The organism is Hafnia psychrotolerans, assembly GCF_014639435.1.
Taxonomy (GTDB): Bacteria; Pseudomonadota; Gammaproteobacteria; order Enterobacterales; family Enterobacteriaceae; genus Ewingella; species Ewingella psychrotolerans.
In genome coordinates this window covers 1-24,769 of sequence record NZ_BMFZ01000007.1, presented here as the reverse complement: position 1 = coordinate 24,769, position 24,769 = coordinate 1, and the positions used below count along the sequence as shown (strand labels likewise).

Annotated in this window: 21 protein-coding genes; 8 read left to right on the top strand and 13 right to left on the bottom strand. The window is 48.8% G+C overall.

Going from position 1 to position 24,769, the window contains the following annotated elements; translation table 11 throughout:
- Positions 1 to 28: 28 nt before the first annotated feature.
- Positions 29 to 1,240: a sodium/glutamate symporter gene (gltS, locus tag IEV89_RS13385; RefSeq protein ID WP_188474030.1), complete on the bottom strand. Its 1,212-nt coding sequence runs from the start codon at positions 1,238 to 1,240 to the stop codon at positions 29 to 31.
- Positions 1,241 to 1,479: 239 nt separating this feature from the next.
- Here gltS and IEV89_RS13380 point away from each other — a divergent pair, with 239 nt between their 5' ends.
- Both IEV89_RS13380 and IEV89_RS13375 read left to right on the top strand, forming a co-directional pair.
- Entirely contained in the window at positions 1,480 to 2,871 is a 1,392-nt protein-coding gene (locus tag IEV89_RS13380; RefSeq protein WP_188474029.1) for a uracil-xanthine permease family protein, read from the top strand.
- 152 nt (positions 2,872 to 3,023) lie between these two features.
- Positions 3,024 to 4,715 (top strand): AsmA family protein, encoded by a 1,692-nt coding sequence (locus IEV89_RS13375; RefSeq protein WP_188474028.1) that lies wholly within the window; start codon positions 3,024 to 3,026, stop codon positions 4,713 to 4,715.
- A 115-nt stretch (positions 4,716 to 4,830) separates the two neighbouring features.
- On the opposite strand, the gene fabY is transcribed toward IEV89_RS13375, so the two are convergent.
- The 5 genes from fabY to typA form a co-directional block, all read right to left on the bottom strand.
- Entirely contained in the window at positions 4,831 to 5,763 is a 933-nt protein-coding gene (fabY, locus tag IEV89_RS13370) for a fatty acid biosynthesis protein FabY (protein WP_188474027.1), read from the bottom strand.
- 33 nt (positions 5,764 to 5,796) lie between these two features.
- A complete protein-coding gene (gene dtd, locus IEV89_RS13365; RefSeq protein ID WP_188474026.1) occupies positions 5,797 to 6,234 on the bottom strand; it encodes a D-aminoacyl-tRNA deacylase in 438 nt (145 codons plus the stop codon).
- Between the two features lie 23 nt (positions 6,235 to 6,257).
- Positions 6,258 to 7,133: a virulence factor BrkB family protein gene (locus tag IEV89_RS13360; RefSeq protein ID WP_188474025.1), complete on the bottom strand. Its 876-nt coding sequence runs from the start codon at positions 7,131 to 7,133 to the stop codon at positions 6,258 to 6,260.
- Between the two features lie 11 nt (positions 7,134 to 7,144).
- Complete coding sequence (gene yihX, locus IEV89_RS13355; RefSeq protein ID WP_188474024.1) at positions 7,145 to 7,732, bottom strand: glucose-1-phosphatase; 588 nt, start codon at positions 7,730 to 7,732, stop codon at positions 7,145 to 7,147.
- Between the two features lie 165 nt (positions 7,733 to 7,897).
- On the bottom strand, positions 7,898 to 9,721 hold the full coding sequence (gene typA / locus IEV89_RS13350; RefSeq protein ID WP_188474023.1) for a ribosome-dependent GTPase TypA: 1,824 nt from the start codon (positions 9,719 to 9,721) through the stop codon (positions 7,898 to 7,900).
- A gap of 474 nt (positions 9,722 to 10,195) precedes the next feature.
- On the opposite strand from typA, the gene glnA reads away from it, so the two are divergent.
- The 3 genes from glnA to glnG all read left to right on the top strand — a co-directional run bounded on the left by glnA (position 10,196) and on the right by glnG (position 14,243).
- On the top strand, positions 10,196 to 11,605 hold the full coding sequence (gene glnA, locus IEV89_RS13345) for a glutamate--ammonia ligase (protein ID WP_188474022.1): 1,410 nt from the start codon (positions 10,196 to 10,198) through the stop codon (positions 11,603 to 11,605).
- Positions 11,606 to 11,773: 168 nt separating this feature from the next.
- Entirely contained in the window at positions 11,774 to 12,823 is a 1,050-nt protein-coding gene (gene glnL / locus IEV89_RS13340) for a nitrogen regulation protein NR(II) (RefSeq protein WP_188474021.1), read from the top strand.
- A gap of 7 nt (positions 12,824 to 12,830) precedes the next feature.
- Positions 12,831 to 14,243 carry a nitrogen regulation protein NR(I) gene (gene glnG, locus IEV89_RS13335; protein WP_188474020.1) on the top strand — a complete coding sequence of 471 codons (1,413 nt, stop codon included), beginning with the start codon at positions 12,831 to 12,833 and terminating at the stop codon, positions 14,241 to 14,243.
- 61 nt (positions 14,244 to 14,304) lie between these two features.
- Here glnG and hemN read toward each other — a convergent pair whose 3' ends face one another.
- Positions 14,305 to 15,708 carry an oxygen-independent coproporphyrinogen III oxidase gene (hemN, locus tag IEV89_RS13330; RefSeq protein WP_188474019.1) on the bottom strand — a complete coding sequence of 468 codons (1,404 nt, stop codon included), beginning with the start codon at positions 15,706 to 15,708 and terminating at the stop codon, positions 14,305 to 14,307.
- A 192-nt stretch (positions 15,709 to 15,900) separates the two neighbouring features.
- Positions 15,901 to 16,464: a Der GTPase-activating protein YihI gene (gene yihI / locus IEV89_RS13325; RefSeq protein ID WP_188474018.1), complete on the bottom strand. Its 564-nt coding sequence runs from the start codon at positions 16,462 to 16,464 to the stop codon at positions 15,901 to 15,903.
- 557 nt (positions 16,465 to 17,021) lie between these two features.
- On the opposite strand from yihI, the gene yihA reads away from it, so the two are divergent.
- Entirely contained in the window at positions 17,022 to 17,666 is a 645-nt protein-coding gene (yihA, locus tag IEV89_RS13320; protein WP_188474017.1) for a ribosome biogenesis GTP-binding protein YihA/YsxC, read from the top strand.
- 164 nt (positions 17,667 to 17,830) lie between these two features.
- Here yihA and spfP read toward each other — a convergent pair whose 3' ends face one another.
- From spfP to IEV89_RS13300, 5 genes are all read right to left on the bottom strand, one after another.
- Positions 17,831 to 17,878 (bottom strand): small protein SpfP, encoded by a 48-nt coding sequence (spfP, locus tag IEV89_RS22080; RefSeq protein WP_444542661.1) that lies wholly within the window; start codon positions 17,876 to 17,878, stop codon positions 17,831 to 17,833.
- Between the two features lie 164 nt (positions 17,879 to 18,042).
- The gene (gene polA / locus IEV89_RS13315; protein WP_188474016.1) at positions 18,043 to 20,847 is read right to left on the bottom strand and encodes a DNA polymerase I; all 2,805 of its coding nucleotides are present in this window, start codon (positions 20,845 to 20,847) and stop codon (positions 18,043 to 18,045) included.
- A 399-nt stretch (positions 20,848 to 21,246) separates the two neighbouring features.
- Entirely contained in the window at positions 21,247 to 21,870 is a 624-nt protein-coding gene (dsbA, locus tag IEV89_RS13310) for a thiol:disulfide interchange protein DsbA (protein ID WP_188474015.1), read from the bottom strand.
- A 47-nt stretch (positions 21,871 to 21,917) separates the two neighbouring features.
- Positions 21,918 to 22,904: a serine/threonine protein kinase gene (locus IEV89_RS13305; RefSeq protein ID WP_188474014.1), complete on the bottom strand. Its 987-nt coding sequence runs from the start codon at positions 22,902 to 22,904 to the stop codon at positions 21,918 to 21,920.
- A gap of 92 nt (positions 22,905 to 22,996) precedes the next feature.
- Entirely contained in the window at positions 22,997 to 23,266 is a 270-nt protein-coding gene (locus IEV89_RS13300; RefSeq protein ID WP_188474013.1) for a YihD family protein, read from the bottom strand.
- Between the two features lie 152 nt (positions 23,267 to 23,418).
- On the opposite strand from IEV89_RS13300, the gene mobA reads away from it, so the two are divergent.
- Positions 23,419 to 24,006 (top strand): molybdenum cofactor guanylyltransferase MobA, encoded by a 588-nt coding sequence (mobA, locus tag IEV89_RS13295; protein WP_188474012.1) that lies wholly within the window; start codon positions 23,419 to 23,421, stop codon positions 24,004 to 24,006.
- Complete coding sequence (mobB, locus tag IEV89_RS13290) at positions 24,003 to 24,530, top strand: molybdopterin-guanine dinucleotide biosynthesis protein MobB (protein WP_188474011.1); 528 nt, start codon at positions 24,003 to 24,005, stop codon at positions 24,528 to 24,530. Before mobA ends, mobB begins: the two co-directional genes overlap by 4 nt.
- Positions 24,531 to 24,769: the final 239 nt, after the last annotated feature.

The window sequence follows — 24,769 nt, the reverse complement described above, 5'->3', positions numbered from 1 at the left end:
TATGTGCCTTCCCTGGCACTCGATCTCATCATGCGATGGTAGGAAATACCGGCAGCAGCAAGAATAATTTGATGACTATCGCGTTGGCGATATCAATAAAGAATGCGCCAACCATTGGCACCACTAAAAAGGCCAGATGAGATGGCCCAAAGCGGTTGGTTATGGCCTGCATATTAGCGATTGCCGTAGGTGTTGCTCCCAACCCGAAGCCACAATGCCCCGCAGCCAGGACCGCAGCATCATAATTTTTCCCCATAACCCGGTAAGTCACAAAGATAGCATACAGCGCCATTGCCAGCGCCTGTACGCCCAGTATCGCCATCATCGGCAATGCCAGTGAGGCCATTTCCCAAAGCTTTAGACTCATCAGTGCCATCGCCAAAAACAGTGACAAACTGACGTTACCCAACACAGATACTGCACGATCGAATACCCGGTAAAAGCCTAGCCATGCCAGCATATTACTGAGAATAACCCCGACAAAAAGCACGCAAACGAAGGTCGGGATTTCGAAAGTAGAGCCCTGCAGCAGGGTCGAAACGTAACTGCCTGCCATCAAGCAGATAGCAATCAGTGCAATGGTTTCCACCATCACCAGGGGTGTGATCATCCGGCCAATCGCAGGTTTTTCAAACGCGCTTGGGTCTACCGCATCGTCCGGTGAACCATTGGGGGTTGAGGAGTGACTGACCAGATAACGGGCAACCGGTCCACCAATAATACCGCCCAGCACCAGACCAAAGGTTGCACAGGCCATAGCAACTTCCGTAGCATTTTCAAAGCCATACTTTTCGCTGAATAACTTACTCCAGGCAGCTCCGGTCCCATGTCCACCCGATAACGTTATTGAACCCGCCAGCAGCCCCATCAGCGGGTCGAGTCCGAGCAGTTTTGCCATGCCGATGCCAATCGCATTTTGCAGTAGCAGTAACCCGAGGACAACCAACACCAGTAAGAATAGAGATTTGCCTCCGGAACGCAGACTGGCAAGATTAGCGTTCAACCCAATAGTGGCGAAGAAAGCCAGCATCAGCGGCTCTTTAAGTGACATATCAAAAGTGACTTCCCAACTGAAAAACTGATTTCCCAGCAGCAGTAACACAGCAACCAGTAAACCGCCGGCAACAGGTTCAGGAATTGTGTATTTCTTAAGTATTGAAATAGTCTGAACGCATTTACGCCCCAGTAGGAGTACCAAAGTAGCCGCAACCAGCGTGCCGTAGGTATCGAGATGAATCATTAAAGTGCTCCATTTTAAAAAAAATCCAATAATATTATTAAGTTATAATAATTACAGTTCTCTGATATTTTTCAGATAGGGAATTAGAAGTCAGATAGCTAACCCAACGCAAGAAAAACAGCCCAGTTATGCTTGTCAAATTACAATTAACGGTAGAACACACCGACAAAGCAAACGATTGCTTTTATTCTTATTTTCATTAAAAATGCCCGCTTTGCCGCTTAATGGATGCACATATCATGAGTACGCAATCCGCCGAGCCCGAGACTCTGCGACCTGACCTTTCCCGCACACCCAACAGCGAATTGATTTATCGCCTTGAGGATCGGCCTCCTCTGCCACAGACCCTGTTTGCGGCCTCCCAGCACTTATTGGCGATGTTTGTCGCGGTGATCACACCGGCTCTCTTAATTTGCCAGGCTCTTGGGCTTCCAGCCCAGGATACTCAGCACATTATCAGCATGTCGCTGTTCGCTTCAGGGCTGGCTTCTATATTGCAGATTAAAACATGGGGTCCGGTGGGTTCAGGTCTGCTGTCGATCCAAGGCACCAGTTTTAACTTCGTTGCTCCGCTGATCATGGGTGGCATGGCACTAAAAAATGGTGGGGCGGATGTTCCAACCATGATGGCAGCCCTGTTCGGCACATTGATGGTCGCTTCCTGTACTGAGATAATTCTGTCGCGTTTCCTGCATCTGGCGCGCCGCATTATTACCCCGCTAGTTTCAGGTATCGTGGTGATGATCATCGGCCTTTCGTTGATTCAGGTCGGCCTCACGTCTATCGGTGGCGGTTATGCCGCCATGAGTGATCATAGCTTTGGTGCGCCCAAGAATCTGATGCTCGCCGCAGTCGTTCTTGCGGTGATCATTCTTCTCAACCGACAGAAAAACCCTTACCTACGTGTCGCTTCGCTGGTGATCGCGATGGCAGTCGGTTATTTGGCAGCCTGGATGATGGGAATGCTGCCCACCACTGCACCAGTCACACAAGAGCATTGGATAACGCTGCCAACCCCGCTGTATTACGGACTAGGCTTTGACTGGAATCTGCTTATTCCACTGATGTTGATTTTCATGGTGACCTCGCTTGAGACGATTGGTGATATCACCGCGACGTCCGATGTCTCCGAGCAGCCTGTGAGTGGTCCGCTCTATATGAAACGCATTAAAGGCGGAGTGCTGGCAAATGGCCTGAACTCAATGCTTTCTGCGGTATTTAACACCTTCCCGAACTCATGCTTCGGTCAGAACAATGGCGTGATTCAACTGACAGGCGTTGCCAGCCGTTATGTGGGTTTCGTGGTTGCACTGATGCTGATCGTCCTTGGTCTGTTCCCTGCTGTGGCAGGACTGGTTCAGCACATCCCAGAGCCAGTATTGGGCGGCGCGACTATTGTGATGTTCGGCACTATTGCCGCATCAGGCGTACGTATTGTGTCGCGTGAACGCCTCAATCGTCGTGCCATTATGATCATGGCGTTATCACTGGCCGTCGGGATGGGCGTTTCACAGCAACCCCTGATCCTGCAATTTGCACCTGACTGGCTCAAAACCCTGCTTTCATCCGGTATCGCAGCCGGGGGGATCACAGCCATTGTGTTGAACCTGATTTTTCCTCACGAGAAATAAACTTCCGCTGTAACCCCTGCAAATGCGGCGAGAGGTCCGGAGTCCTCGCCGCATTTTATTGTCTCTGTCATGCTAACCTATTGAGAAAGGCCACTGTTTACGGCATAAACAAGGTATTCTTTCCCCTTTCCCGACGGATATGGATTCAGACGATGAAATTTATCGGCAAAATTTTACTGACACTCCTTCTACTGTTGGTGCTGGCATTTGTACTGCTTTATGTGGTGTTACAGACTCGCTGGGCCGCAGGTCAGCTAAGCCAGTGGATGAGCAATAACAGCAACTACCACCTGTCAGTCGAAAAGATTGATCATATCTGGTCTGCCCCTGGCCGGATAACGTTAAACCATGTGAAACTGGGGCAGAAAAACCAACCCGATATGCTAAACGCCGCCCAGGTAAATCTGGATTTAAGCTGGCGTCAGATAACCCAACCCCGTTTCTTCGACCGCATCACACTGGTTAACGGGCGGCTCAGTCTCAATCCTTCCGCATTAAATATCCCTATTCAGGCAAACACACTCCAGCTAAGTAAAATGGCACTCACTGGTGATGCCGATGACTGGACGATCGATAGCCAACAGGTTAATGCCGGTATTTATCCATGGCAGCCCAAGCCAGGACATTTACTGGGCGAGAATACGGAATTCCAACTGAGTGCGGCATCGTTGAACCTCAATGGCATTCCCGCAGAGAACGTGCTGGTGCAAGGGCAGATCAATAATAACCAACTTACACTGAGTAACTTTGGCGGTGATCTGGCCAGGGGACAACTGACGGGTAAAGCCAGCCGTGCACCTGACGGCAGTTGGACAATAGACAACATGCGGCTTAGCAATGTGCGGCTACAAACGTCACAGCCGCTTTCCGCCTTCTTACAAGACTTCAACCAACAGCCGAAAGTCATTGTTAAGCGTTTTGATTTAATCGATGCACGCTTGCAAGGTAAGGGCTGGGCATTCAGTGATGTTGACCTGTCAGTTAAGGACGTCAGCTTCGAGAAAGGTGACTGGCAGAGCCAGGATGGTGAAATCTCACTGAATGCCGCAGAGATGATTAACGGTAACCTGCATGTCATCGATCCGATTATCAATCTGGACCTTTCCCAACAGGGGATCGCCATCAAACAGATCAGTGCCCGTTGGGAAGGTGGCTTGCTGCGCACAACGGGCAACTGGATACGTGACAGCCATCGTTTGCAATTAAACGAGCTTACCATCGCGGCGCTCGAATATACGCTACCACAAAACTGGCGCCAGCTCTGGGTGCAAACTTTACCGGACTGGCTGTCAGAGGTTTACGTCAGGAAATTAATGACCAACCGTAACTTGATCATTGATATTTCGCCGCAGTTCCCTTTCCAGCTCACCGCTCTGGATGGTTTCGGTACGGATTTACTGCTCGCGCGGAATCATCAGTGGGGTATCTGGTCGGGTAACCTAAATCTTAATGCCAGTGGTGCCACCTTCAATAAAATCGATGTACGCCGCCCTTCTCTGGCCCTTGAGGCAACGGACAATCAGGTGAAATTCACGGAGTTGAGCGCGTTTACCAAAGATGGCCTGCTCGAAGCCACCGCCAATGTTGACCAACAACCGCAGCGTAACTTCTCAATAAGCATGAATGGCCGTGCTGTTCCAGTAAACATACTGGAAAACTGGGGCTGGCCACATCTCGACCTACAAGGCAACGCCAATATGCAGCTCAATTTGCAAGGTCAGATGCCTGCAAACGTTGATTTTCAGCCCACATTGAACGGAAAACTGCACGTGTTAGCCGCTGATGGAAAACAGCTGGATCAGCAAATGAATAAAGGCATTGTGCCCGGAACTGTCACACCATAGATTCACGAGCTTGATCAGGAAGAACAAAAGGCACTGCTAAGCAGTGCCTTTTGTCTTTTTTCAGTACCTTGTTCAGAAACCTTCGGGAAGTTTCTGTCTCGACGGCCTAAATATATCAGTTAATTTGTGGCTCAAGCGGCGCCTCGGGCGTCACAGGAAGGACCAGGTAAGTGCCTTCAAAAATAGCGCCCGTGGTTTCATCACCCAGCAGATTCACTTCCAACTGAACCCGTGCCCGGCGGCCTTTAGCTAATCGGTCCAGATCGCCGCTGAGGGAACTGAGATCAGCAATCGCGCGCGGGCGACCTGTGACAGGGGCGCTGTAACGGATATGTGCGTCGGCGAGGATAATCGTTCCCCCCAAATGGCGTTCACGCAACAGCAGCCAGATCAATCCCCATCCGGTAAGGGTTGCCAGAGAAAACAAGCTCCCGGCAAACAGGGTATGGTGAGGATTCTGATTGCCATTTTCCGGCATGGTCGTCACGAAACGTCGCCCGGTATATTGGCTGATACGCACACCCATTTTCTCGCTCAGCGGTATATGATCGTACCAAGCTTGTTGTAACTGCCCGCACCAATCGGGGCGATGCAAAATGTCATCCAGTGTTGCAACCGGTTTGATCATCAGAAAATGGCGCACCGGTGTGGATTGCGGCGTTGTAATTTCGCCCTGATTCAAAAAACCCAGTTTGGCAAAGAAAGCCATGGCATCTTCACGCGCACTGCACACTACACGCTTAACCCCTTCCTGACGCGCCACGGACTCCAGGGTCATCGCTACCAACGTACCTAACCCCTTTGCTTGAACATTCGGGTCGACGGCCAGAAAGCGGATAGAGGCCTCATTGTCGGCATTGATATATAAACGGCCTACTGCCACGGTTTTCCCGCTCTCATCGACCACCATCTGGTGATGTGCCATCGCGTCATAGGCATCGCGCTCCGAACCTTCCGGTTGACGCAAAGGTTTACGCAGCATCTCCCAACGAAATGAGTAATAAGCAGCCAGCTCTTTCTCTGTAATAGGAACTCTCAAATGGTACATAAATACGTTATCTCCAGCGTAATGCCTTTACATTCAGACTTGTAGCCAGAAGGTCACCGGTCCGTTATTGACCAGCGCCACTTTCATATCAGCAGCAAAGCGCCCAGTTTGGGTCATTATTCCCTTTTCTCGGCACTCTCCACAAAAATAATCATAGAGTCGTTCAGCTTCCTGCGGGGTGGCGCCCTGCGAAAAACCAGGGCGGTTACCTTTTTTCGTATCAGCCACCAGCGTAAACTGAGAGACGACTAATAGACTACCGCTTACTTGTTTAACATTAAGGTTCATCTTGTCGTTTTCATCACCGAAGATACGGTATCCGATCATCTTATCGCACAATTTTTTGGCTTTCTGCTCGTCATCCCCCTGTTCAACACCCAGTAAAACCAGTAACCCGGGACCTATTTCCCCGCAAATTTCACCCTCAATCGTGACGCTGGCACTTAAAACCCGCTGAATTAATGCAATCATAAAAACCCTTCAGACTTTTCGAATTATGGTTCTTTATCAGTTAATGAGGCAGCGTCAGCAGACTGTAGTTTGCGTAGAGAGCGATACTCCCCAAGCGTCACCGTGATCTCTGCCCCCAAAAGCACGATACACCAGCTCACATACACCCAAAGGAATAAAATCGGGATCACCGCCAGCACGCCATAAATCAGCTGATAGGACGGGAAAAGCTGAATATAGAGTGCGAAACCTTTTTTACCCAGTTCGAATAACAATCCAGCCACCAACGCACCCATTAACGCGTCCAGGGGTGGAACACGAACGGTCGGGACGACCTGATAGATCAACCAGAATGAGATCCACGAAATGAGTAACGGGAGAATACGCAGCATCTGGTCAATGACGGAATGAACCCCGTTGGTGCTCAGCCAGTTCAGTGATAGCAAATAAGAGCTTATTGCCACGCTAGCCACCAACAGTATTGGGCCCAACGTTAACACCATCCAGTAAACAGCAAATGAAAAGACCATCGGCCTTTTCTTTTTACTGTTCCAGATTTTGTTCAGCACGCTGTCAACGGAGGCGATCAGCAACAATGCGGTGACGATCAACCCACAGGTACCGAACGTCGTCATTTTGCTGGAGTTGGCAACAAACTGCTCAAGATAACGCTGAATAACATTGCCGGTAGAGGGTATGAAATTATTGAAAATAAAAATCTTTAACTGATCGCTAATCTCTGAAAATACCGGAAACAGCGCAAACAAAGAAAAGACCACGGCGATCAGCGGTACCAATGAAAGCAGAGAAACATAGGCCAGATGGCCGGCTAACAGCGTCAGGTCATCTTTATCCGCACGCTTAAGCAGCAAGCGTACAAAATGAAAACCCATTTTAACACGGCGCCATGCTGTTCTCATTCAAGCTCCAATCAGGAAAACCAGGTCGGCACGGTTTTATTGTCTTCGACCAGAACAGCTTCAATGCCCATCGACCTTGCCGCTTCTACGTTTTCGATAACATCATCAAAGAAAACGGCCTGGCTTGCTGTAACACCCTCTTTGTTAAGGACGTACTCGAAAATCCGCTGCTCCGGCTTACGCATTCCCAAATCTTGCGACAAGTATAGTGCATCGGTATTTGCTTCGATTTCAGGATAGTGTTCAGGCCAGTAATTGAGGTGCAGGCGATTAGTGTTCGACAGTACGACTACGCGGTTCCCCTGCTCGCGCAATGTCTTGAATATAGTAATAACCTCAGGTCTCAAGCCAACGAACACCGACTGCCAGCCTAAACTGAACTGTTCAAAACTTAGCGCAATACCCATTTCATGACATAGCTCTGCGGCAAAATCTTCGTCGCTGATTTCTCCCCGCTCGTGTTTCTGAAATACCTCGCCCATAGAGAACCGCTCGGTCAGCATCGCCAGAGGCGTACCGCTGAGATTGCTCCATACGCCGAGGACACGTTTAAAATCGATGTCAATGATGACGTTACCCATATCAAAAATGTACAGCATTGCACGCTCCTGATTCCGAAGTTGATAATTAACTTTAGCGGGAAAAGGCAAACATGAACAGTGACGGAAATACGGCGTAACAAGGTAGTTTCAGCGAAAAGTTAAAAAAAAACAGGGTACCTGAAGGCACCCTGTTTTATTGAAAACGGCTAGCGCAGAAGAAACTTAGGCTTCTTTAGGACCACGCATTGCACGTTTACGATCGTTCTCGGTCAGGTGACGTTTACGGATACGTACAGACTGAGGCGTGACTTCGACCAGTTCGTCATCATCGATGAATTCCAGAGCTTGCTCCAGAGACATTTTGATAGCAGGAACCAGCGTTGTCGCTTCATCAGTACCCGACGCACGCATGTTAGTCAGTTTCTTACCGGTTAAACAGTTCACAGTCAGGTCGTTAGAACGTGAGTGAATACCGATGATCTGGCCTTCATACACTTCTGCGCCATGACCCAGGAACAATTTACCGCGGTCTTGCAGGCTGTACAGTGCGAACGCAACGGCTTTACCCTGACCGTTGGAAACCAACACGCCATTCTGACGTTGGCCGATTTCACCCTGACGAACGTCATCGTAGTGGCTGAACGTGGAGTACAGCAGGCCAGTACCCGATGTCATAGTCATGAATTCAGTACGGAAACCGATCAGACCACGTGCTGGGATCAGGTAATCCAAACGAATACGACCTTTGCCGTCTGGGATCATGTCCTTAACGTCGCCTTTACGTTCACCCATGGCTTGCATGACTGAACCCTGGTGCTGTTCTTCGATATCCAGCGTGACGTTTTCGAAGGGCTCTTGTTTACGACCATCAATCATCTTGTTGATAACTTTTGGACGGGAAACAGCAATTTCGAAACCTTCACGGCGCATGTTTTCGATCAGAACTGACAGGTGAAGTTCACCACGACCAGAGACACGGAATGCATCAGCATCTTCAGTTTCTTCAACACGCAGTGCCACGTTGTGCACCAGTTCTTTGTTCAGACGGTCAAGAATTTGACGTGAAGTCACATACTTGCCTTCTTTACCACAGAACGGAGAGGTGTTTACGCAGAAGTACATGGTAACTGTTGGTTCATCAACTGATAACGGTGGCAGTGCTTCAACGTTTTGCACATCACAAACGGTATCAGAGATATTTAACTCACCCAAACCCGTGATAGCAATGATGTCACCGGCTTCAGCCAGTTGAGTTTCGATACGTTCCAGACCCATGTGGCCGAGTACTTTAGCTACTTTACCGTTACGGGTTTTGCCTTCGCTATCGATGATAGTGACTTGCTGGTTAGGCTTAACCACACCGCGTTTGATACGGCCGATGCCGATAACGCCAACGTAGTTGTTGTAGTCCAGTTGAGAAATCTGCATCTGCAGTGGGCCATCACGGTCAACTTTAGGTGCTTCAACATGGTCTACGATCGCCTGGTACAGCGGGGTCATATCTGCGGCCATATCGTTATGGTCAGTACCCGCGATACCCAACAAGGCAGATGCGAAGATAATTGGGAAATCGAGTTGCTCATCGGTCGCGTCGAGGTTAACGAACAGGTCGAAGACCTGATCAACAACCCAGTCAGGGCGTGCGCCAGGACGGTCAACCTTGTTGATTACCACGATCGGCTTCAGACCATTAGCAAAAGCTTTTTTGGTCACGAAACGGGTTTGCGGCATTGGGCCATCCATTGCATCCACAACCAGCAACACCGAGTCAACCATTGACATCACACGCTCAACCTCGCCGCCAAAGTCGGCGTGTCCCGGGGTATCCACGATGTTGATGCGGTAGTCTTTCCAATTAATGGCAGTGTTTTTAGCGAGGATAGTGATCCCACGCTCTTTCTCCAAATCGTTGGAGTCCATTACGCGTTCGGTTGCTTCTACACGCTCTCCGAAAGTACCGGATTGTTGTAGCAACTTGTCGACCAAAGTAGTTTTACCATGGTCAACGTGGGCAATAATGGCGATGTTACGCAAATTTTCGATCACAGCTTTGCCTCAGGCATTAGAAATAGCGCGCTATTGTACACGTATTAAGCGAGGTTCTAAACAAGATCACAAGGATCTTATCGAAACAACTCAAATGTGGTTACTTTGTGATCCCTTTCACGGTGCAAAGAGACCTCTCAACCGTTATGTCGCACCATAATGGTGCTGAGCATCTCATATGAAGCACCAAAAAAGTGCACAATTACCGTTATGGTGCATACTTACAGAGTGCAAAAGCCCCTAAATATGGCGTTATTGGCATCTTCTCAAAGTTGGCACAGATTTCGCTATTACTTTTTAGAAGTAAAAAAAATTTGCAGGATGAAAAGTGTCTTATCAGAGCAATAAAGAAACTGTTTAGGCCACACGCCAGTTCCGGTAGGGTTGTTTGGCTATTTCTAAAGAAATACCAATAAATGCCAACTAAATGGTTATTCGTTCCACGATGATAATGAGAATTTCGGGAGAACTAGTATGTCCGCTGAACACGTTTTGACGATGCTGAATGAGCATGAAGTGAAATTCGTAGATTTACGTTTCACTGATACCAAAGGCAAAGAACAGCACGTCACCATTCCTGCACACCAGGTAAGTGCTGACTTCTTCGAAGAAGGCAAAATGTTTGATGGCTCTTCAATCGGTGGCTGGAAAGGCATTAACGAATCTGACATGGTTCTGATGCCAGATGCCAGCACTGCTGTTCTTGATCCATTCTTCGAAGAAACCACACTCATCATTCGTTGCGATATTCTTGAGCCAACGACGCTACAAGGTTATGACCGTGACCCACGTTCGACGTCAAAGCGTGCAGAAGATTTCCTGCGCTCTTCAGGTATCGCGGACACCGTACTGTTTGGGCCTGAGCCAGAGTTCTTCCTGTTTGATGATGTGCGCTTCGGCAGCAGCATCTCCGGTTCTCACGTTGCTATCGACGATATCGAAGGTGCGTGGAACTCAGCGACTAAGTACGAAGGCGGCAACAAAGGCCACCGTCCTGCAGTAAAAGGCGGCTACTTCCCGGTTCCTCCGGTCGATTCCTCTCAGGATATGCGTTCTACCATGTGTCTGACCATGGAAGAGATGGGCCTGGTTGTTGAAGCTCACCACCATGAAGTTGCAACTGCTGGTCAGAACGAAGTGGCAACCCGCTTCAATACCATGACCAAGAAAGCGGATGAAATCCAAATCTACAAATACGTGGTTCACAATGTGGCTCACGCGTTTGGCAAAACTGCAACCTTTATGCCAAAACCAATGTTCGGCGATAACGGTTCCGGTATGCACTGTCATATGTCTTTGTTCAAGAACGGTAATAACCTGTTCTCTGGTGACAAATACGGCGGCCTGTCTGAAATGGCACTGTTCTACATCGGCGGTATCATCAAGCATGCTAAAGCGATAAATGCCTACGCTAACCCAACCACTAACTCCTACAAACGTCTGGTCCCGGGCTACGAAGCGCCAGTAATGCTGGCTTATTCTGCGCGTAACCGTTCTGCATCTATCCGTATTCCACACGTATCAAGCCCTAAAGCGATGCGTATCGAAGCGCGCTTCCCTGATCCAGCAGCGAACCCATATCTGGCGTTCGCGGCATTGATGATGGCTGGCCTGGACGGCATCATCAACAAGATCCACCCTGGCGATGCGATGGACAAAAACCTGTATGACTTGCCACCGGAAGAAGAAGCAGAAATTCCAAAAGTTGCAGGCTCACTGGAAGAAGCGATGCAATGTCTGAGCGAAGACCGTGAGTTCCTGACTCGTGGCGGCGTATTCACTGACGATGCAATTGATGCTTATATCGCACTGCGTAAAGAAGAGATGGACCGCGTGCGTATGACTCCGCATCCGGTTGAGTTTGAAATGTACTACAGCGTCTAAGCTACATAAGTAAGACAATACCTTTGGGTATATTTGTTGCCGTGGAAATTTATAGCCCATCTCCGGATGGGCTTTTTTCTCCACACTCTTTCCTGCTTAACCCCTCTGACCCGTGAATTCGCCGGGTAGCCGGATAAAATGCACCGAACAGGTGCGGGAGACTGCGGTATGGCAACTGGCAAGCTGCCCGATGCTGGGCAGATCCTGAATTCTCTGATTAACAGCATTCTATTGTTGGACGACGAACTGGCTGTGCATTATGCCAACCCAGCGGCTCAGCAATTATTGGCACAAAGTTCCCGCAAACTTTTTGGTACTCCATTGCCGGAACTGGTGGGCTATTTCTCTCTTAATGTCGACCTAATGCGTGAAAGTCTGCAGGCGGGACAAGGTTTTACCGATAGTGAAGTGACATTGGTCGTTGATGGCAGAGCGCATGTGTTATCACTGACGGCTCAGGCGCAGCCAGATGGCTTTATCTTGATTGAGCTAGCGCCAATGGATAACCAACGGCGACTGAGTCAGGAACAGTTACAGCACGCCCAGCAAGTCGCGGCGAGGGATTTAATCCGCGGACTGGCACATGAGATTAAGAATCCACTCGGTGGATTGCGTGGCGCTGCGCAGCTTTTGTCACGCGCGCTACCGGATCCGGCGCTGCTTGAATACACCAAAGTCATCATTGAACAGGCCGACAGGCTGCGTAATCTGGTGGACCGGTTGCTCGGCCCTCAGCGGCCAAGTCAGCACATCACCCAAAGCATTCATCAGGTCGCCGAGCGTGTTTGCCAGTTGGTCTCGATGGAGAAACCAGCCAACGTACAACTGATTCGCGACTACGACCCAAGCCTGCCGGAACTGGCACACGACCCAGATCAGATCGAACAGATTCTGCTGAATATTACCCGTAATGCCTTACAGGCTCTGGGTGAAGAAGGCGGATCGATTACATTGCGCACGCGCACTGCTTTTCAAATCACCCTGCACGGAGTGCGTTACCGTTTGGCTGCCAGAATAGACATTGAAGATAACGGGCCAGGCGTACCAGCACACTTACAGGATACCCTTTTTTACCCCATGGTCAGTGGCCGCGAAGGAGGCACAGGTTTGGGCTTATCCATCGCTCGCAGTTTGATTGACCAGCATTCGGGTAAAGTTGAATTTAACAGTTGGCCAGGACATACCGAATTCTCGGTTTACCTGCCTATTCGCCAGTGAGGTTCTTATGCAACGAGGGATAGTCTGGATCGTCGATGACGATAGCTCCATCCGCTGGGTACTTGAACGCGCGCTCACTGGAGCGGGCTTAAGCTGCACAGCCTTCGATAGCGGTAATGACGTGCTTGAAGCCATCGCGACTCAAACCCCTGATGTGTTGTTATCTGATATCCGGATGCCTGGCATGGATGGTTTAGCATTGCTAAAACAGATAAAACAACGCCATCCGATGCTTCCGGTCATCATAATGACGGCGCATTCTGATTTAGATGCAGCAGTCAGTGCCTATCAACAAGGGGCATTTGATTATCTACCAAAACCTTTCGATATCGATGAAGCGGTCGCACTGGTTGAACGCGCGATCAGTCACTATCAGGAGCAGCAGCAACCACCAAGAACCCAGCCGGCAAGCGGCCCAACGGCAGATATCATCGGTGAAGCACCGGCGATGCAAGATGTGTTTCGCATCATTGGCCGCCTTTCCCGCTCATCGATCAGCGTATTGATCAATGGGGAATCAGGTACAGGTAAAGAGCTGGTTGCCCATGCCCTGCACCGCCACAGTCCACGATCAAAAGCGCCGTTTATTGCGCTGAATATGGCGGCGATCCCAAAAGATTTGATCGAGTCCGAATTGTTCGGTCATGAGAAAGGGGCATTTACCGGCGCAAATCAGATCCGTCAGGGACGCTTTGAACAGGCCGACAACGGCACGCTGTTTCTGGATGAAATCGGCGATATGCCACTCGACGTACAAACCCGTCTACTGCGCGTACTGGCTGACGGGCAGTTTTACCGCGTTGGTGGCTATGCGCCGGTAAAAGTGGACGTCCGAATCATTGCGGCGACGCACCAGAATCTGGAACTCCGGGTTCAGGAAGGCAAATTCCGTGAGGATTTGTTCCATCGTCTGAACGTGATCCGCGTTCATCTGCCGCCGCTGCGCGAACGTCGTGAGGATATTCCGCGTTTAGCTCGCTATTTCCTGCAAGTTGCGGCCAAAGAGTTAGGCGTGGAAGCCAAAAATTTGCATCCGGAAACAGAAACGGCGCTGACTCGCCTGCCGTGGCAAGGCAACGTACGCCAGTTAGAAAACACGTGTCGCTGGCTAACGGTGATGGCGGCCGGACAGGAAGTCTTGATTCAGGATTTACCGAGCGAACTCTTTGAAAGTTCGGCGCCTGAAGCTGGCATGCAGAGCTTACCGGACAGTTGGGCAACGCTGCTAGCACAGTGGGCAGATCGTGCGCTGCGCTCCGGTCATCAAAATCTGTTGTCAGAAGCGCAACCCGAAATGGAGCGAACGCTTCTGACCACGGCATTGCGTCATACTCAGGGACATAAGCAGGAAGCAGCGCGCTTGTTGGGCTGGGGACGCAATACGCTGACCCGCAAGCTGAAAGAGCTGGGAATGGAATAACCGCCTGTTTGTAAAAAAATAGCCGCTTTGGCGGCCATTTTTGTTTGTGCGACAGGGAAAGTCAGATCACGCGTGAATATTGTTGCTGACGAACCTGCTGGCGCAGATAGACGTCGAAGCACATGCAAACATTGCGGATCAGCAGGCGGCCTTGCGGGGTAACACGAATATTCTCCTGACTCACTTCCACCAGCCCGTCTTTCGCCAGCGGAGCCAGCAACGCCAGGTCGTCAGCGAAATACGTACTGAAATCGATAGCGTACTGTTTTTCTATTTCGGCAAAATCCAGTGTGAAGTGGCAGATCAACGCCTTGATGACATCACGACGCAGACAGTCATCCGCGGTCATTTCCAGACCACGCCACAACGCATGGCCCTGCTCTTGCACTCGTGCATAATAGGTTTTCAGATCTTTTTCGTTCTGTGCATAGCTGTCACCTAACATGCTGATAGCCGACACACCCAGCCCCAATAAATCACTGTCGCCCTGCGTGGTATAACCCTGAAAATTGCGATGTAGTTTGCCTTCCCGTTGAGCCACTGCCAGCTCGTCGTCTGGGCGCGCAAAATGATCCATACCAATAAAACGGTAACCGGATGACGTCAGCGAGGCGATGGTTTCCTGCAAAATCCGCAGTTTTTCCTCGGCTCCCGGTAAATCTTCATCTTTGATTTTACGCTGTGCGGCGAACAATGTTGGCATATGTGCGTAATTAAACACGCTCAGACGATCGGGGTTTAATTCGGCCACCCGCTGCAACGTATAGGCAAAGCTCTCCGCAGTCTGCTTTGGCAGGCCATAAATCAGATCAATATTAGTAGAGCTGAAGCCCAACGCTTTAGCGCGGGCGATGAGCGCGAAAATGAACGCTTCATCCTGCTCACGATTAACCAGCCGCTGAACGTCTTTGTTGAAGTCCTGTACCCCCATACTCAGGCGATTAAAACCTTCGTTGCGCAGATGATCGAGCACATCAAGCTCAATTTCACGCGGATCCAGCTCCAGCGACATCTCGGCATCGGGAAGGAAGTCAAAATGATCGCGCAGAAGGCCCATCAAACGACTTATTTGGGCTTTACTCAGATAAGTGGGTGTACCCCCGCCCCAATGCAGTTGAGTCACCTGACGGTCCTTAAATAGCCCCGCACGTTGACGAATCTCTTGCTCCAGGACGACGAGATACTCTTCCGCTTTATGTTGCTGGCGAGTAACCAATTTATTGCAGCCGCAGAAATAGCAAAGTTTATGGCAGAAAGGAATGTGGACATATAGGGAGAGTGAGCGTTCAGGGTAACGCCGCGCAGCGCGCTGAAAGGCGCCGTCGTTGTAGCTTTCACTGAATTCCAGGGCGGTGGGGTAGGACGTATAGCGTGGACCAGAATAGTTATATTTTTGGATCAGCGCTAAATCCCAAACCGTTGCCTGCTGTGATTCTGCTTTTGATGACGCAGCGTTCGTTGACATAATGAGCACTCACTCTTTGCGGCGTTTGCTCCTGCCGGTACGCATGGTTGGCAGAGGTTTGGTCTGCCGGGCAGCGCGTGCATGAAACAAACGTGCTTTGGTTTTCGTTAACCGGCGTAGTTTAACGAATAACCAAAGCAGATAATATGCGAAGAGTAAGGCGATTACGGCCGGAATGACCCAGCGCAAGTTTTAGAAGCCTTCTTTCGGTTCGCCACGCTTCAGCAACTGCATCATATCTTCGTTTTTGGTCTTTTCATCCACTTCGTCATCTTCATCACCGAGTTCAATACCCAGCAATTCCATCAATGCGTCGATACGGTCCAGCGTCTGGTCAACATAAGACTGATCTTCCGCATTCAGCTTTTCGCCTTCATCAATCTTGTCGAGTAAGCTGTCGAGACGTGGATCGTTTTCCAGCAGTGTCAGTTCTTCTTCAGGTGGCAACTGCGGTTTAGCTTCTGCTTCAACGCGTGGCTTAGGTATTTTCTTCGCTTTAGGTGCGTTATTGAAAACAGTTTCAATCACGAGCGGAACAGCTTTCTTACTGCCAATGCGCGGATCAGCATTCTTACCTGGCGCGTTTTTTTGGTTTTTCTCTCCGTCCGGGTTAGTACGTGAGCCCGCTTTATGACCACGGCGGCGGTTATCACGCTTACGTTCGCGTGCTTCGATATCAAGTTCGACGCGATTTTTTTTCTTCTTTGGTTTTGCTGTCGCGGTATTGGCGCGCGGGGCTTTCGCTGGCTGTTTCATGGCATCTGCTCTTAGGTGTGTACATTTAGTATAGATTTGCGCCGGAATCTAGCAGAAAGCGCACAAAGAAAAAAGGCAGCAAGTAAGCCTTGACGCCTTTTTATTTCCTTTATCGGAAGGATATTCTTACACTACTGTCCATGTATGCCTGCTGATTCCCGATTTTTCCTTTACATTTCAGAGCGCCCAGATCTGACCTTCCCTGAGTTGCGATACTTGCCTATGCTATCCATCCGTATTTCCGCTCTTGCCTTCATCACGTTAAGAAGTCCTTTACCACGATGGAGTAAAGGCTCAAGATAGCCGCCGCAAGATCGGATCGGTTTTTTTAATTTATGCCGGCATCCTTTTGAATTTTAAAAATCACGGCGCGAAACAAAGCGTGATAGCCCGCATTTTGAATGGCAAATGTCTTACATCGTGAAGGAATTTTTTCCGCACCTTCATATCTGTGACCCCTACTCATCATCATTCGGATTATAAAACAGAAACGCATCCCGCTCCTGTTGCAGCTATAATCGCCAACCAGACACTCATGCCTCACGGAGACGCACGTTTTGACCAGCCAAACATACAACTATCATATGACCCATTTCGTCATGAGCGCCCCGGATATCCGGCATCTGCCAAGTGATGAAGGCATTGAAGTCGCATTTGCTGGTCGTTCAAACGCCGGCAAATCCAGCGCACTTAACACGCTTACCCAGCAGAAAAGTCTCGCTCGCATCAGTAAAACACCTGGGCGCACGCAGCTGATTAACCTGTTTGAAGTGGAGCCAGGCATTCGTCTGGTCGACCTGCCAGGCTACGGTTATGCGCAGGTTCCGGAAGAAATGAAACGTAAATGGCAGCGCGCGTTGGGCGAATACCTCCAGATGCGTAATTCACTGAAAGGGCTGGTTGTTTTGATGGACATTCGCCACCCACTCAAAGATCTCGACCGTCAGATGATCTCCTGGGCAGTCGCTGTTGGCACGCCGGTTATGCTGCTTTTGACCAAATCCGACAAATTGTCTTCCGGTGCCCGTCAGGCACAAATCAAGATGGTCCGCGAAACAGTCAAAGAGTTTATGGGTGATATCCAGGTTGAATCATTCTCTTCGCTGAAAAAACTGGGCGTGGACAAACTGACCGACAAGCTGAACACCTGGTTCAGTGAGATTCCTCCAGAAGTTCTGCAAGACGAACTTTCTGGCGAGTAACGCTCTATAACCCAGTTAGTTGATGCTCAAAAAGCTGAGCGTTGTGAAAATTCGAAGGGCGGCCAACAACAGGCCGCCTTTTTTAATGGCGGCTTAGCAAGGACAGGCGTGAAAAAATCCATAAAAAACGCCCCAGACATAAATGCCTGGGGCGGCTAAAAAATTCAGCTAAATCCGATTACGTTAAGTAAAAGGTCTGAAAGATAGAACATCTTACCTCTGTACCCTACGAGAGAGACTTTACCTTAATTCATGAGCAGGAAAAAGACTTTTTTGTAGTTTACTTACACAAAACCGGTGGGTTATGCGATAACCTTCATAAAATTGCCATGAAGTTATGTAGCTTAATTACAAAAAACGCTTAATTTATCTTCACTTAGTGAGCTTCGTCCCAATTTTTACCGACACCCACCTCAACCTTCAGCGGTACAGCGAGTTCCATGCTGCCTTCCATCAGGCTGCGGACCTTTTCGCTGACGACTTCGACATCATCATTGTGCACTTCAAATACCAATTCATCATGAACCTGCATGATGATGCGCGCGCGCGGAGCATCAGGTTGCAGCAACCAGTCAGCCACGTTGATCATCGCCCGCTTGATGATATCCGCAGCCGTGCCTTGCATCGGGGCATTGATCGCAGCACGCTCGGCTCCTTTACGCCGCATAGCATTACTGGACTTGATATCAGGTAGATAGAGACGGCGACCATCAAGCGTCTCGACATAGCCCTTTTCAGACGCCTGTGTACGGGTCCGCTCCATATATTCCAGAACGCCCGGATAGCGTTCAAAGTACAAGTCCATATAGCGCTGTGATTCTTTTCGCGGGATATTCAACTGACGAGATAAGCCAAAGGCGCTCATGCCATAAATGAGACCAAAATTAATCGCCTTCGCGCTGCGGCGCTGTTCGCCAGTGACATTGTCCAGCGGCGTACCGAAAACTTCAGCTGCCGTCGCCTTATGGATATCTTTACCTTCAGCAAACGCCTTCAGCAATCCTTCATCTTTTGAAAGATGCGCCATGATGCGCAGTTCAATTTGCGAATAGTCGGCGGCCACAATGCAGTGATCCTTCGGCGCAATAAAGGCCTGACGAATACGACGTCCTTCATCGTTACGTACCGGGATATTTTGCAAGTTTGGATCGCTGGAGGACAAACGCCCGGTAGCCGTCACCGCCTGATGATACGAGGTGTGAACACGACCTGAATGCGGGTTAATCATCAGCGGCAGTTTGTCGGTATAGGTCGATTTCAGTTTCGCCAAGCCACGATATTCTAAAATGACTTTAGGCAGCGGGTAATCCAGTGCCAGTTCGGCCAGCACTTCTTCGTTAGTCGAAGGCGCTCCACCAGGGGTTTTCTTGAGAATAGGCAGCTTTTGCTTTTCATAAAGAATAGCCTGCAACTGTTTTGGCGAGGAGAGGTTAAAGGGCTCTTCGGCCAGTTCATGCGCTTTGATTTCTAGCTCTGCCAGACGCAAGGTCAGCTCTTTAGAGTGAGCGGCAAGAATATGCTGGTCAATAAGAACGCCAGTACGCTCAATGTGTGACAGCACGGGAACCAGAGGCATTTCAATATCATTGAAGACCGTCGTCAACGCTTTGCTTTCCTGGATTTTCGGCCAGAGTGTCTGATGTAATTGCAGAGTGACGTCTGCATCTTCAGCGGCATAAGGTGCTGCCTGCTCGAGCGCAATCTGGTTAAAGGTGAGCTGGTTTTTACCTTTACCGGCAATGTCTTCGAAACTCACCGTCTTATGGCCGAGATAGCGATCGGCTAGGCTGTCCATATCATGTCGACCAGAGACGCTGTCCAGTACGTATGACTCCAGCATGGTATCAAAAGCAATACCTTTCATCTCAATGTCATATCGCAACAGAATCCCACGATCAAACTTGAGGTTCTGTCCCACTTTCAGCTGTTTTTCATCCTCAAGCAGTGGCTTCAACTGAGCTAAGACCAAATCACGATCGAGCTGAACCGGAGAGTCGAGATAGTCATGAGCAACAGGGAGATAAGCGGCTTTACCTGGCGCCACAGCGAATGAAAGACCAATCAAATTCGCCGTAAGGGTGTCCAGCCCATCAGTTTCAGTATCGAAAGCAAAAACCTCTGAGGCTTTCAGATATCCGATCCACTCATCCAGCGTCGCCTGATCGAGAATCATAACATAGCCGTCCTGTGACAGCTGGGCACGCTCAATGGGATCATTGACGACAATATCAATTTCCGCAGCCCCTTTTTTCTTACCGGCTGTCGCTTTCTGAGCGCTTTTTTTGCCACTTAACCACGTGCCGGCTTCAATATCGGCTAACCAGCGCTTAAATTCATAACGGGCAAACAGTGTATGTAACTCGGCGGCATTGGGCTCAACCACGTTGAGTTTGTCGCAAGTAACATCCAATTCAACGTCCGTTTTTATGGTTGCTAGCTGATAAGAGAGATAAGCCACTTCTTTATTCTCACCCAGTTTCGCCGCCATGGTTTTTGCACCGCGGAAACTGAGCGTGGAGATTTTATCGAGATCCGCATACAGTGCATCAAGACCACCAATGCCTTGTAACAGTGCCTGAGCGGTCTTCTCACCGACACCGGGAACGCCAGGGATGTTATCCGAGGAGTCTCCCATCAGTGCCAGAAAATCAATAATGAGCTCTGGTGGAACGCCGTACTTCTCGGCCACTTCATCCGGCCCAAGAATCGCATTATTCATGGTGTTAATGAGGGTAACGCCCGGCGTGACCAGCTGTGCCATGTCTTTATCACCCGTGCTGATAAGCACAGCATGGCCAGCCTTTTCAGCTTCCAGAGCCAAGGTCCCAATCACGTCATCCGCTTCTACGCCGGAAACAACCAGCAAAGGCAACCCCATAGCTTTGACCATTTGGTGCAGCGGCTCAATCTGGGCGCGCAGGTCGTCAGGCATCGGTGGACGGTGAGATTTGTATTGGTCAAAAAGTTCATCACGGAAGGTTTTGCCCTTCGCATCAAAAACGACAGCAACATGGCTCGGCGTGTATTGCAGTAACAAACTGCGCAACATGTTCAGCACACCGTACATCGCACCAGTAGGTTCACCTGCTGAGTTAGTCAGCGGTGGAAATGCATGGTAAGCACGGTAAAGGTAAGACGAACCGTCTACCAGGATAAGTGGATTTTCTGCTATTTGGGCCATAACTCTTCTTTATTCGTGATCGGACATCCCCTAAGGATGCCATAGCTGGGGATAAAGTCGAACCATGAGAGAGAAATTGGTAACAAACTTGCGAGGGATCTCGCGGGATCAACCTGTGGATAACTTTGTGAGTAAAAATAAAAGCAGGAATTAAATTTTGCAAAAAAGAGAGTGTTGTATTGTTTTTAACTCAAACTTTCATGAAGTTAACCACGTTAACATTGCAATATCTCTGTCATTTAACTTTCATAGTCAATGTGGATATAATAAAAAAACTTATAAAACTACTGAATTGAATATATATATCTGACAACAAGTTTAAAGATATTTATTGTTGTGGATGACAGAGGCGAGAAAATAAAAACGCCAGCACATGGCTGACGTTTTTCTTAGAACTGGTTACTTCTGAGTAGACAAGAAATTGACCACATCTGAATACTGTTTGACGTACATATCTTGTGAGCTGGTATCAAGTCCGTCATTCTTAACCATATATTTACCATTTACAAATACGGATGGCACGCCCTGTAAACCAAGATCAGCAGCGGCTTTTTCTTGCTGCACAACCAACGATTTCACGACAAAGCTATTGAGTGCGGAATCATAATCTTCACCTTTTACGCCGGCCTCAATAAAGACTTTACGGATATCATCTGGCGTCTGTACTGATTGTTTTTTCTGTACAGCCTCAAACATCAATGGGCTAACTTTATCTTCGACTCCCAGCGCGATAGCTACGGCCCAAGCCTGAGTTAACTGTTTGCCTAAAGGCCCCAGGAATTCGACGTGGTATTTCGCGTATTTTACATTTTTAGGCAAATTCTTTTCAATGCCTTCAGATACGTGCCATACCTGCTCAAACTGATAACAGTGCGGGCAATAGAAGGAGAAGAACTCAAGAACCTGAGGTTCTCCAGCTACAGGCTTGTCCAACGTAACGTATTGCGAACCATTAGAAAATGGTGCTGCCGTTGCGCTGAATGCCATCACCATACCAATCAGTGCCAGAAATATCTTTTTCATATAAAACCCATCTCCAATAAATTAAACTTTTAACGTTTATTCACGATTCAGTACATTGGCATCAGCTGTAGAGGCGGTGCCCGTAGTTTCTTTATTTGCTCGGTAAAGGCTGCAGTTTGCCCTAACCAAAAGTCTTCATCTTTCATCCACGGAAAACTTTTTGGAAAAGCCGGATCTTCCCAGCGACGGGCAACCCATGCCAGATAATAGACCATACGCATCGCACGTAGTGGTTCAATAAGCGATAACTGACGAGTATCGAACTCAGCGAATTCACCATAAGCTTCGAGTAGAATATCCAGTTGAAGTCTTTGCTCGTTAATACCTCCATGTAACAACATCCACAAATCCTGTACCGCTGGGCCGTTACGGGCATCGTCTAAATCAACAAATAGCGGGCCATCACGCCAAAGAATATTTCCTGGATGACAATCACCATGTAAACGCAGTGGTTGCCAGTCATCATGCCAATATTCACTAATGGTAGTAATTAGCTTGTCTGTGGCTGCCATAAATGACGCGTGATGACGTTTAGGTATTAGCGCGGTGTTTTCAAGTACGTTGCGGGGTTGAATAAGATATTCGTCAAGACCGATGGTGGGTCTGGCGATAAATACACTCTCGCTTCCGACTTGATGGATACGACCCAGAAAGCGTCCGACCCACTCTAGTTGATCGAGATTGTCGATCTCATACTGGCGGCCGCCAACGCTTGGAAACACAGTAAAAAGGTAACCCTGATGGGAGTGAAGAGTGTTACCTCGTATATCCAACGGGGCGACAGCGGGGATTTCAGCTTCAGACATATCATGAGAAAAAACGTGCTCTTCATGAATTTGTGATTCACTCCAGCGCTCCGGACGATAAAATTTCACCACATAGCGTTTTTTGTCTTCACACAAAAACTGATAAACACGGTTTTCATAACTGTTTAATGCAATCAGACCTGACTCTGCCACTAAGCCAACGCTTTCTAACGCATCAAGGATAAGGTCTGGCGACAATGCCTGAAAATTGAAAGCAGAATTGTTCATAACTTCATTCAGATAGACCGCACGGATGTATGACAGTGGGAAATAGTATCATCTATTTTTGGCATATCGCATGAAGTTCACATAAGTTTACATCAATCCTTAATGATTCCGCGGGCGCGCAAAATAGCAGTTTTGAAATCTTCCTCATAGTCCTTTTTCAGGCCAGGGATCTCTGCATTGCTTTCGCTGCCGCGCATTTTCAGGTGATAAATCAACATATCGTCGCTTAACTCTGCCAACGGTCCCTGATATCCGCATTCACCTGCCAGCTTCTGGATAAACTCCATCAGGTTAAGATCGCATTCTTCTTTCCATGCCGGGTGTAATAACTCAATCAACTCATTAACGCGATGTTCTTTCATGTCGTTTTCTCTTCATATTGGTTCAGACCCTAAAAATAACAGGGTTATTTCCTCAGGGAAAGAACAAGCTGAACCACGCAGAGTTAAACCTGCTCGTGCCTCAGGTTAGACGTTACAATGATCAGACCACAGAGACTTTGCAGGTGAACATTATGGATCACAGCAGTATTACCGGCGTCATTTTAGCTGGCGGCCGTTCGAGTAGAATGGGCGAAGATAAGGGGCTGGTGGAGGTACAAGACAAACCGTTGTTTGAGCACATCGCACAAAGGCTTAGTCCACAGGTGGGTGATATCCTGATCAGCTGTAACCAGAATGCGGAGCGCTACGGCAGAGACTTCCAGACTGTTCCCGACATTATCCAGAGTTATTCCGGCCCGTTAGCCGGGATGCTGGCCGCATTAACCGTAAGTAAGACGGAATGGGTCGTGTTTGTGCCTTGTGACGTGCCAGGATTCCCCGCTAACTTAGCCAGCACCTTTCTTTCACGCATTTCAAACCAACAGGCAATCTTTGCACGCGACCCTGAGCGAGAGCATCCAACTCTTTGTATGCTTAACCGCAGCCTTATCCCGACCCTGACTGCATATCTTGAAAATGGTGACAGGAAGTTGATGATTTTCTTCAATAGCATCAGTGCTGATTCCGTCCTGTTTAACGATGCTTCTGCGTTCTCCAACCTCAATACTCCGGAAGATGTTTTACGGTGGCAGGACAGCCTGAAAGGCCTTCAGCAATGAACAATCATCATATCCCTCTTCTCGGAATTGTGGCCTATAGCGGAACAGGTAAAACAACGTTACTGAAACAACTAATACCGTATCTGCGCCAGCGTGGAATTCGTACCGGTCTGATTAAACATACTCACCATGAAGTTGATGTTGATACGCCCGGTAAAGACAGTTTTGAGCTTAGAAAAGCAGGTGCCGACCAAACGATGATCGCCAGTCATCGCCGGTGGGCATTAATGACAGAAACACCGCAGCAGGAAACTCTCGATCTCCGCTATCTGGCTACGCGTTTCGACGGCAATAAGCTGGATATGATTTTAGTTGAGGGTTTTAAACACGAGAGAATCGATAAAATTGTGCTGTACAGAGAGGAAAATAGCCGGTCTTTAGAGCAATTAATTGATTCTCAAGTCATTGCTGTCGCCAGTAATTGTTTACCCGCCTCCGTTCCAGACTCAATTACGTTACTAGACCTTAATAAGATCGATGAAATTGGAGAGTTCATCGCTGCGTGGCTAGAAAAACAGAGCTGATAGCAGGTATTTACTGCTCCTTTCTCCTCAAATTTTACATAGCAAAAAGCCCTGTACGTCAGTACAGGGCTTTCTACCATCCCCGCCGCGCTATGTAATAAACTCCATCACACTTCGCCACAAGAACCAATCTCGGAACATCGCTGAAAATCTCTTTGCGTCTCTTAAAACAAAACACCTTTGGTGTTGTAAGGTTAAGCCTCTCGGGTCATTAGTACTGGTTAGCTCAATGCATCGCT

Excerpts from the sequence above, each read along its gene's own strand:
- gltS (WP_188474030.1), bottom strand. The coding sequence starts at position 1,240 with ATGATTCATCTCGATACCTACGGCACGCTGGTTGCGGCTACTTTGGTA.
- IEV89_RS13380 (WP_188474029.1), top strand. The coding sequence starts at position 1,480 with ATGAGTACGCAATCCGCCGAGCCCGAGACTCTGCGACCTGACCTTTCC.
- IEV89_RS13375 (WP_188474028.1), top strand. The coding sequence starts at position 3,024 with ATGAAATTTATCGGCAAAATTTTACTGACACTCCTTCTACTGTTGGTG.
- fabY (WP_188474027.1), bottom strand. The coding sequence starts at position 5,763 with ATGTACCATTTGAGAGTTCCTATTACAGAGAAAGAGCTGGCTGCTTAT.
- dtd (WP_188474026.1), bottom strand. The coding sequence starts at position 6,234 with ATGATTGCATTAATTCAGCGGGTTTTAAGTGCCAGCGTCACGATTGAG.
- IEV89_RS13360 (WP_188474025.1), bottom strand. The coding sequence starts at position 7,133 with ATGAGAACAGCATGGCGCCGTGTTAAAATGGGTTTTCATTTTGTACGC.
- yihX (WP_188474024.1), bottom strand. The coding sequence starts at position 7,732 with ATGCTGTACATTTTTGATATGGGTAACGTCATCATTGACATCGATTTT.
- glnA (WP_188474022.1), top strand. The coding sequence starts at position 10,196 with ATGTCCGCTGAACACGTTTTGACGATGCTGAATGAGCATGAAGTGAAA.
- glnL (WP_188474021.1), top strand. The coding sequence starts at position 11,774 with ATGGCAACTGGCAAGCTGCCCGATGCTGGGCAGATCCTGAATTCTCTG.
- glnG (WP_188474020.1), top strand. The coding sequence starts at position 12,831 with ATGCAACGAGGGATAGTCTGGATCGTCGATGACGATAGCTCCATCCGC.
- hemN (WP_188474019.1), bottom strand. The coding sequence starts at position 15,708 with ATGTCAACGAACGCTGCGTCATCAAAAGCAGAATCACAGCAGGCAACG.
- yihI (WP_188474018.1), bottom strand. The coding sequence starts at position 16,464 with ATGAAACAGCCAGCGAAAGCCCCGCGCGCCAATACCGCGACAGCAAAA.
- polA (WP_188474016.1), bottom strand. The coding sequence starts at position 20,847 with ATGGCCCAAATAGCAGAAAATCCACTTATCCTGGTAGACGGTTCGTCT.
- dsbA (WP_188474015.1), bottom strand. The coding sequence starts at position 21,870 with ATGAAAAAGATATTTCTGGCACTGATTGGTATGGTGATGGCATTCAGC.
- IEV89_RS13305 (WP_188474014.1), bottom strand. The coding sequence starts at position 22,904 with ATGAACAATTCTGCTTTCAATTTTCAGGCATTGTCGCCAGACCTTATC.
- IEV89_RS13300 (WP_188474013.1), bottom strand. The coding sequence starts at position 23,266 with ATGAAAGAACATCGCGTTAATGAGTTGATTGAGTTATTACACCCGGCA.
- mobA (WP_188474012.1), top strand. The coding sequence starts at position 23,419 with ATGGATCACAGCAGTATTACCGGCGTCATTTTAGCTGGCGGCCGTTCG.
- mobB (WP_188474011.1), top strand. The coding sequence starts at position 24,003 with ATGAACAATCATCATATCCCTCTTCTCGGAATTGTGGCCTATAGCGGA.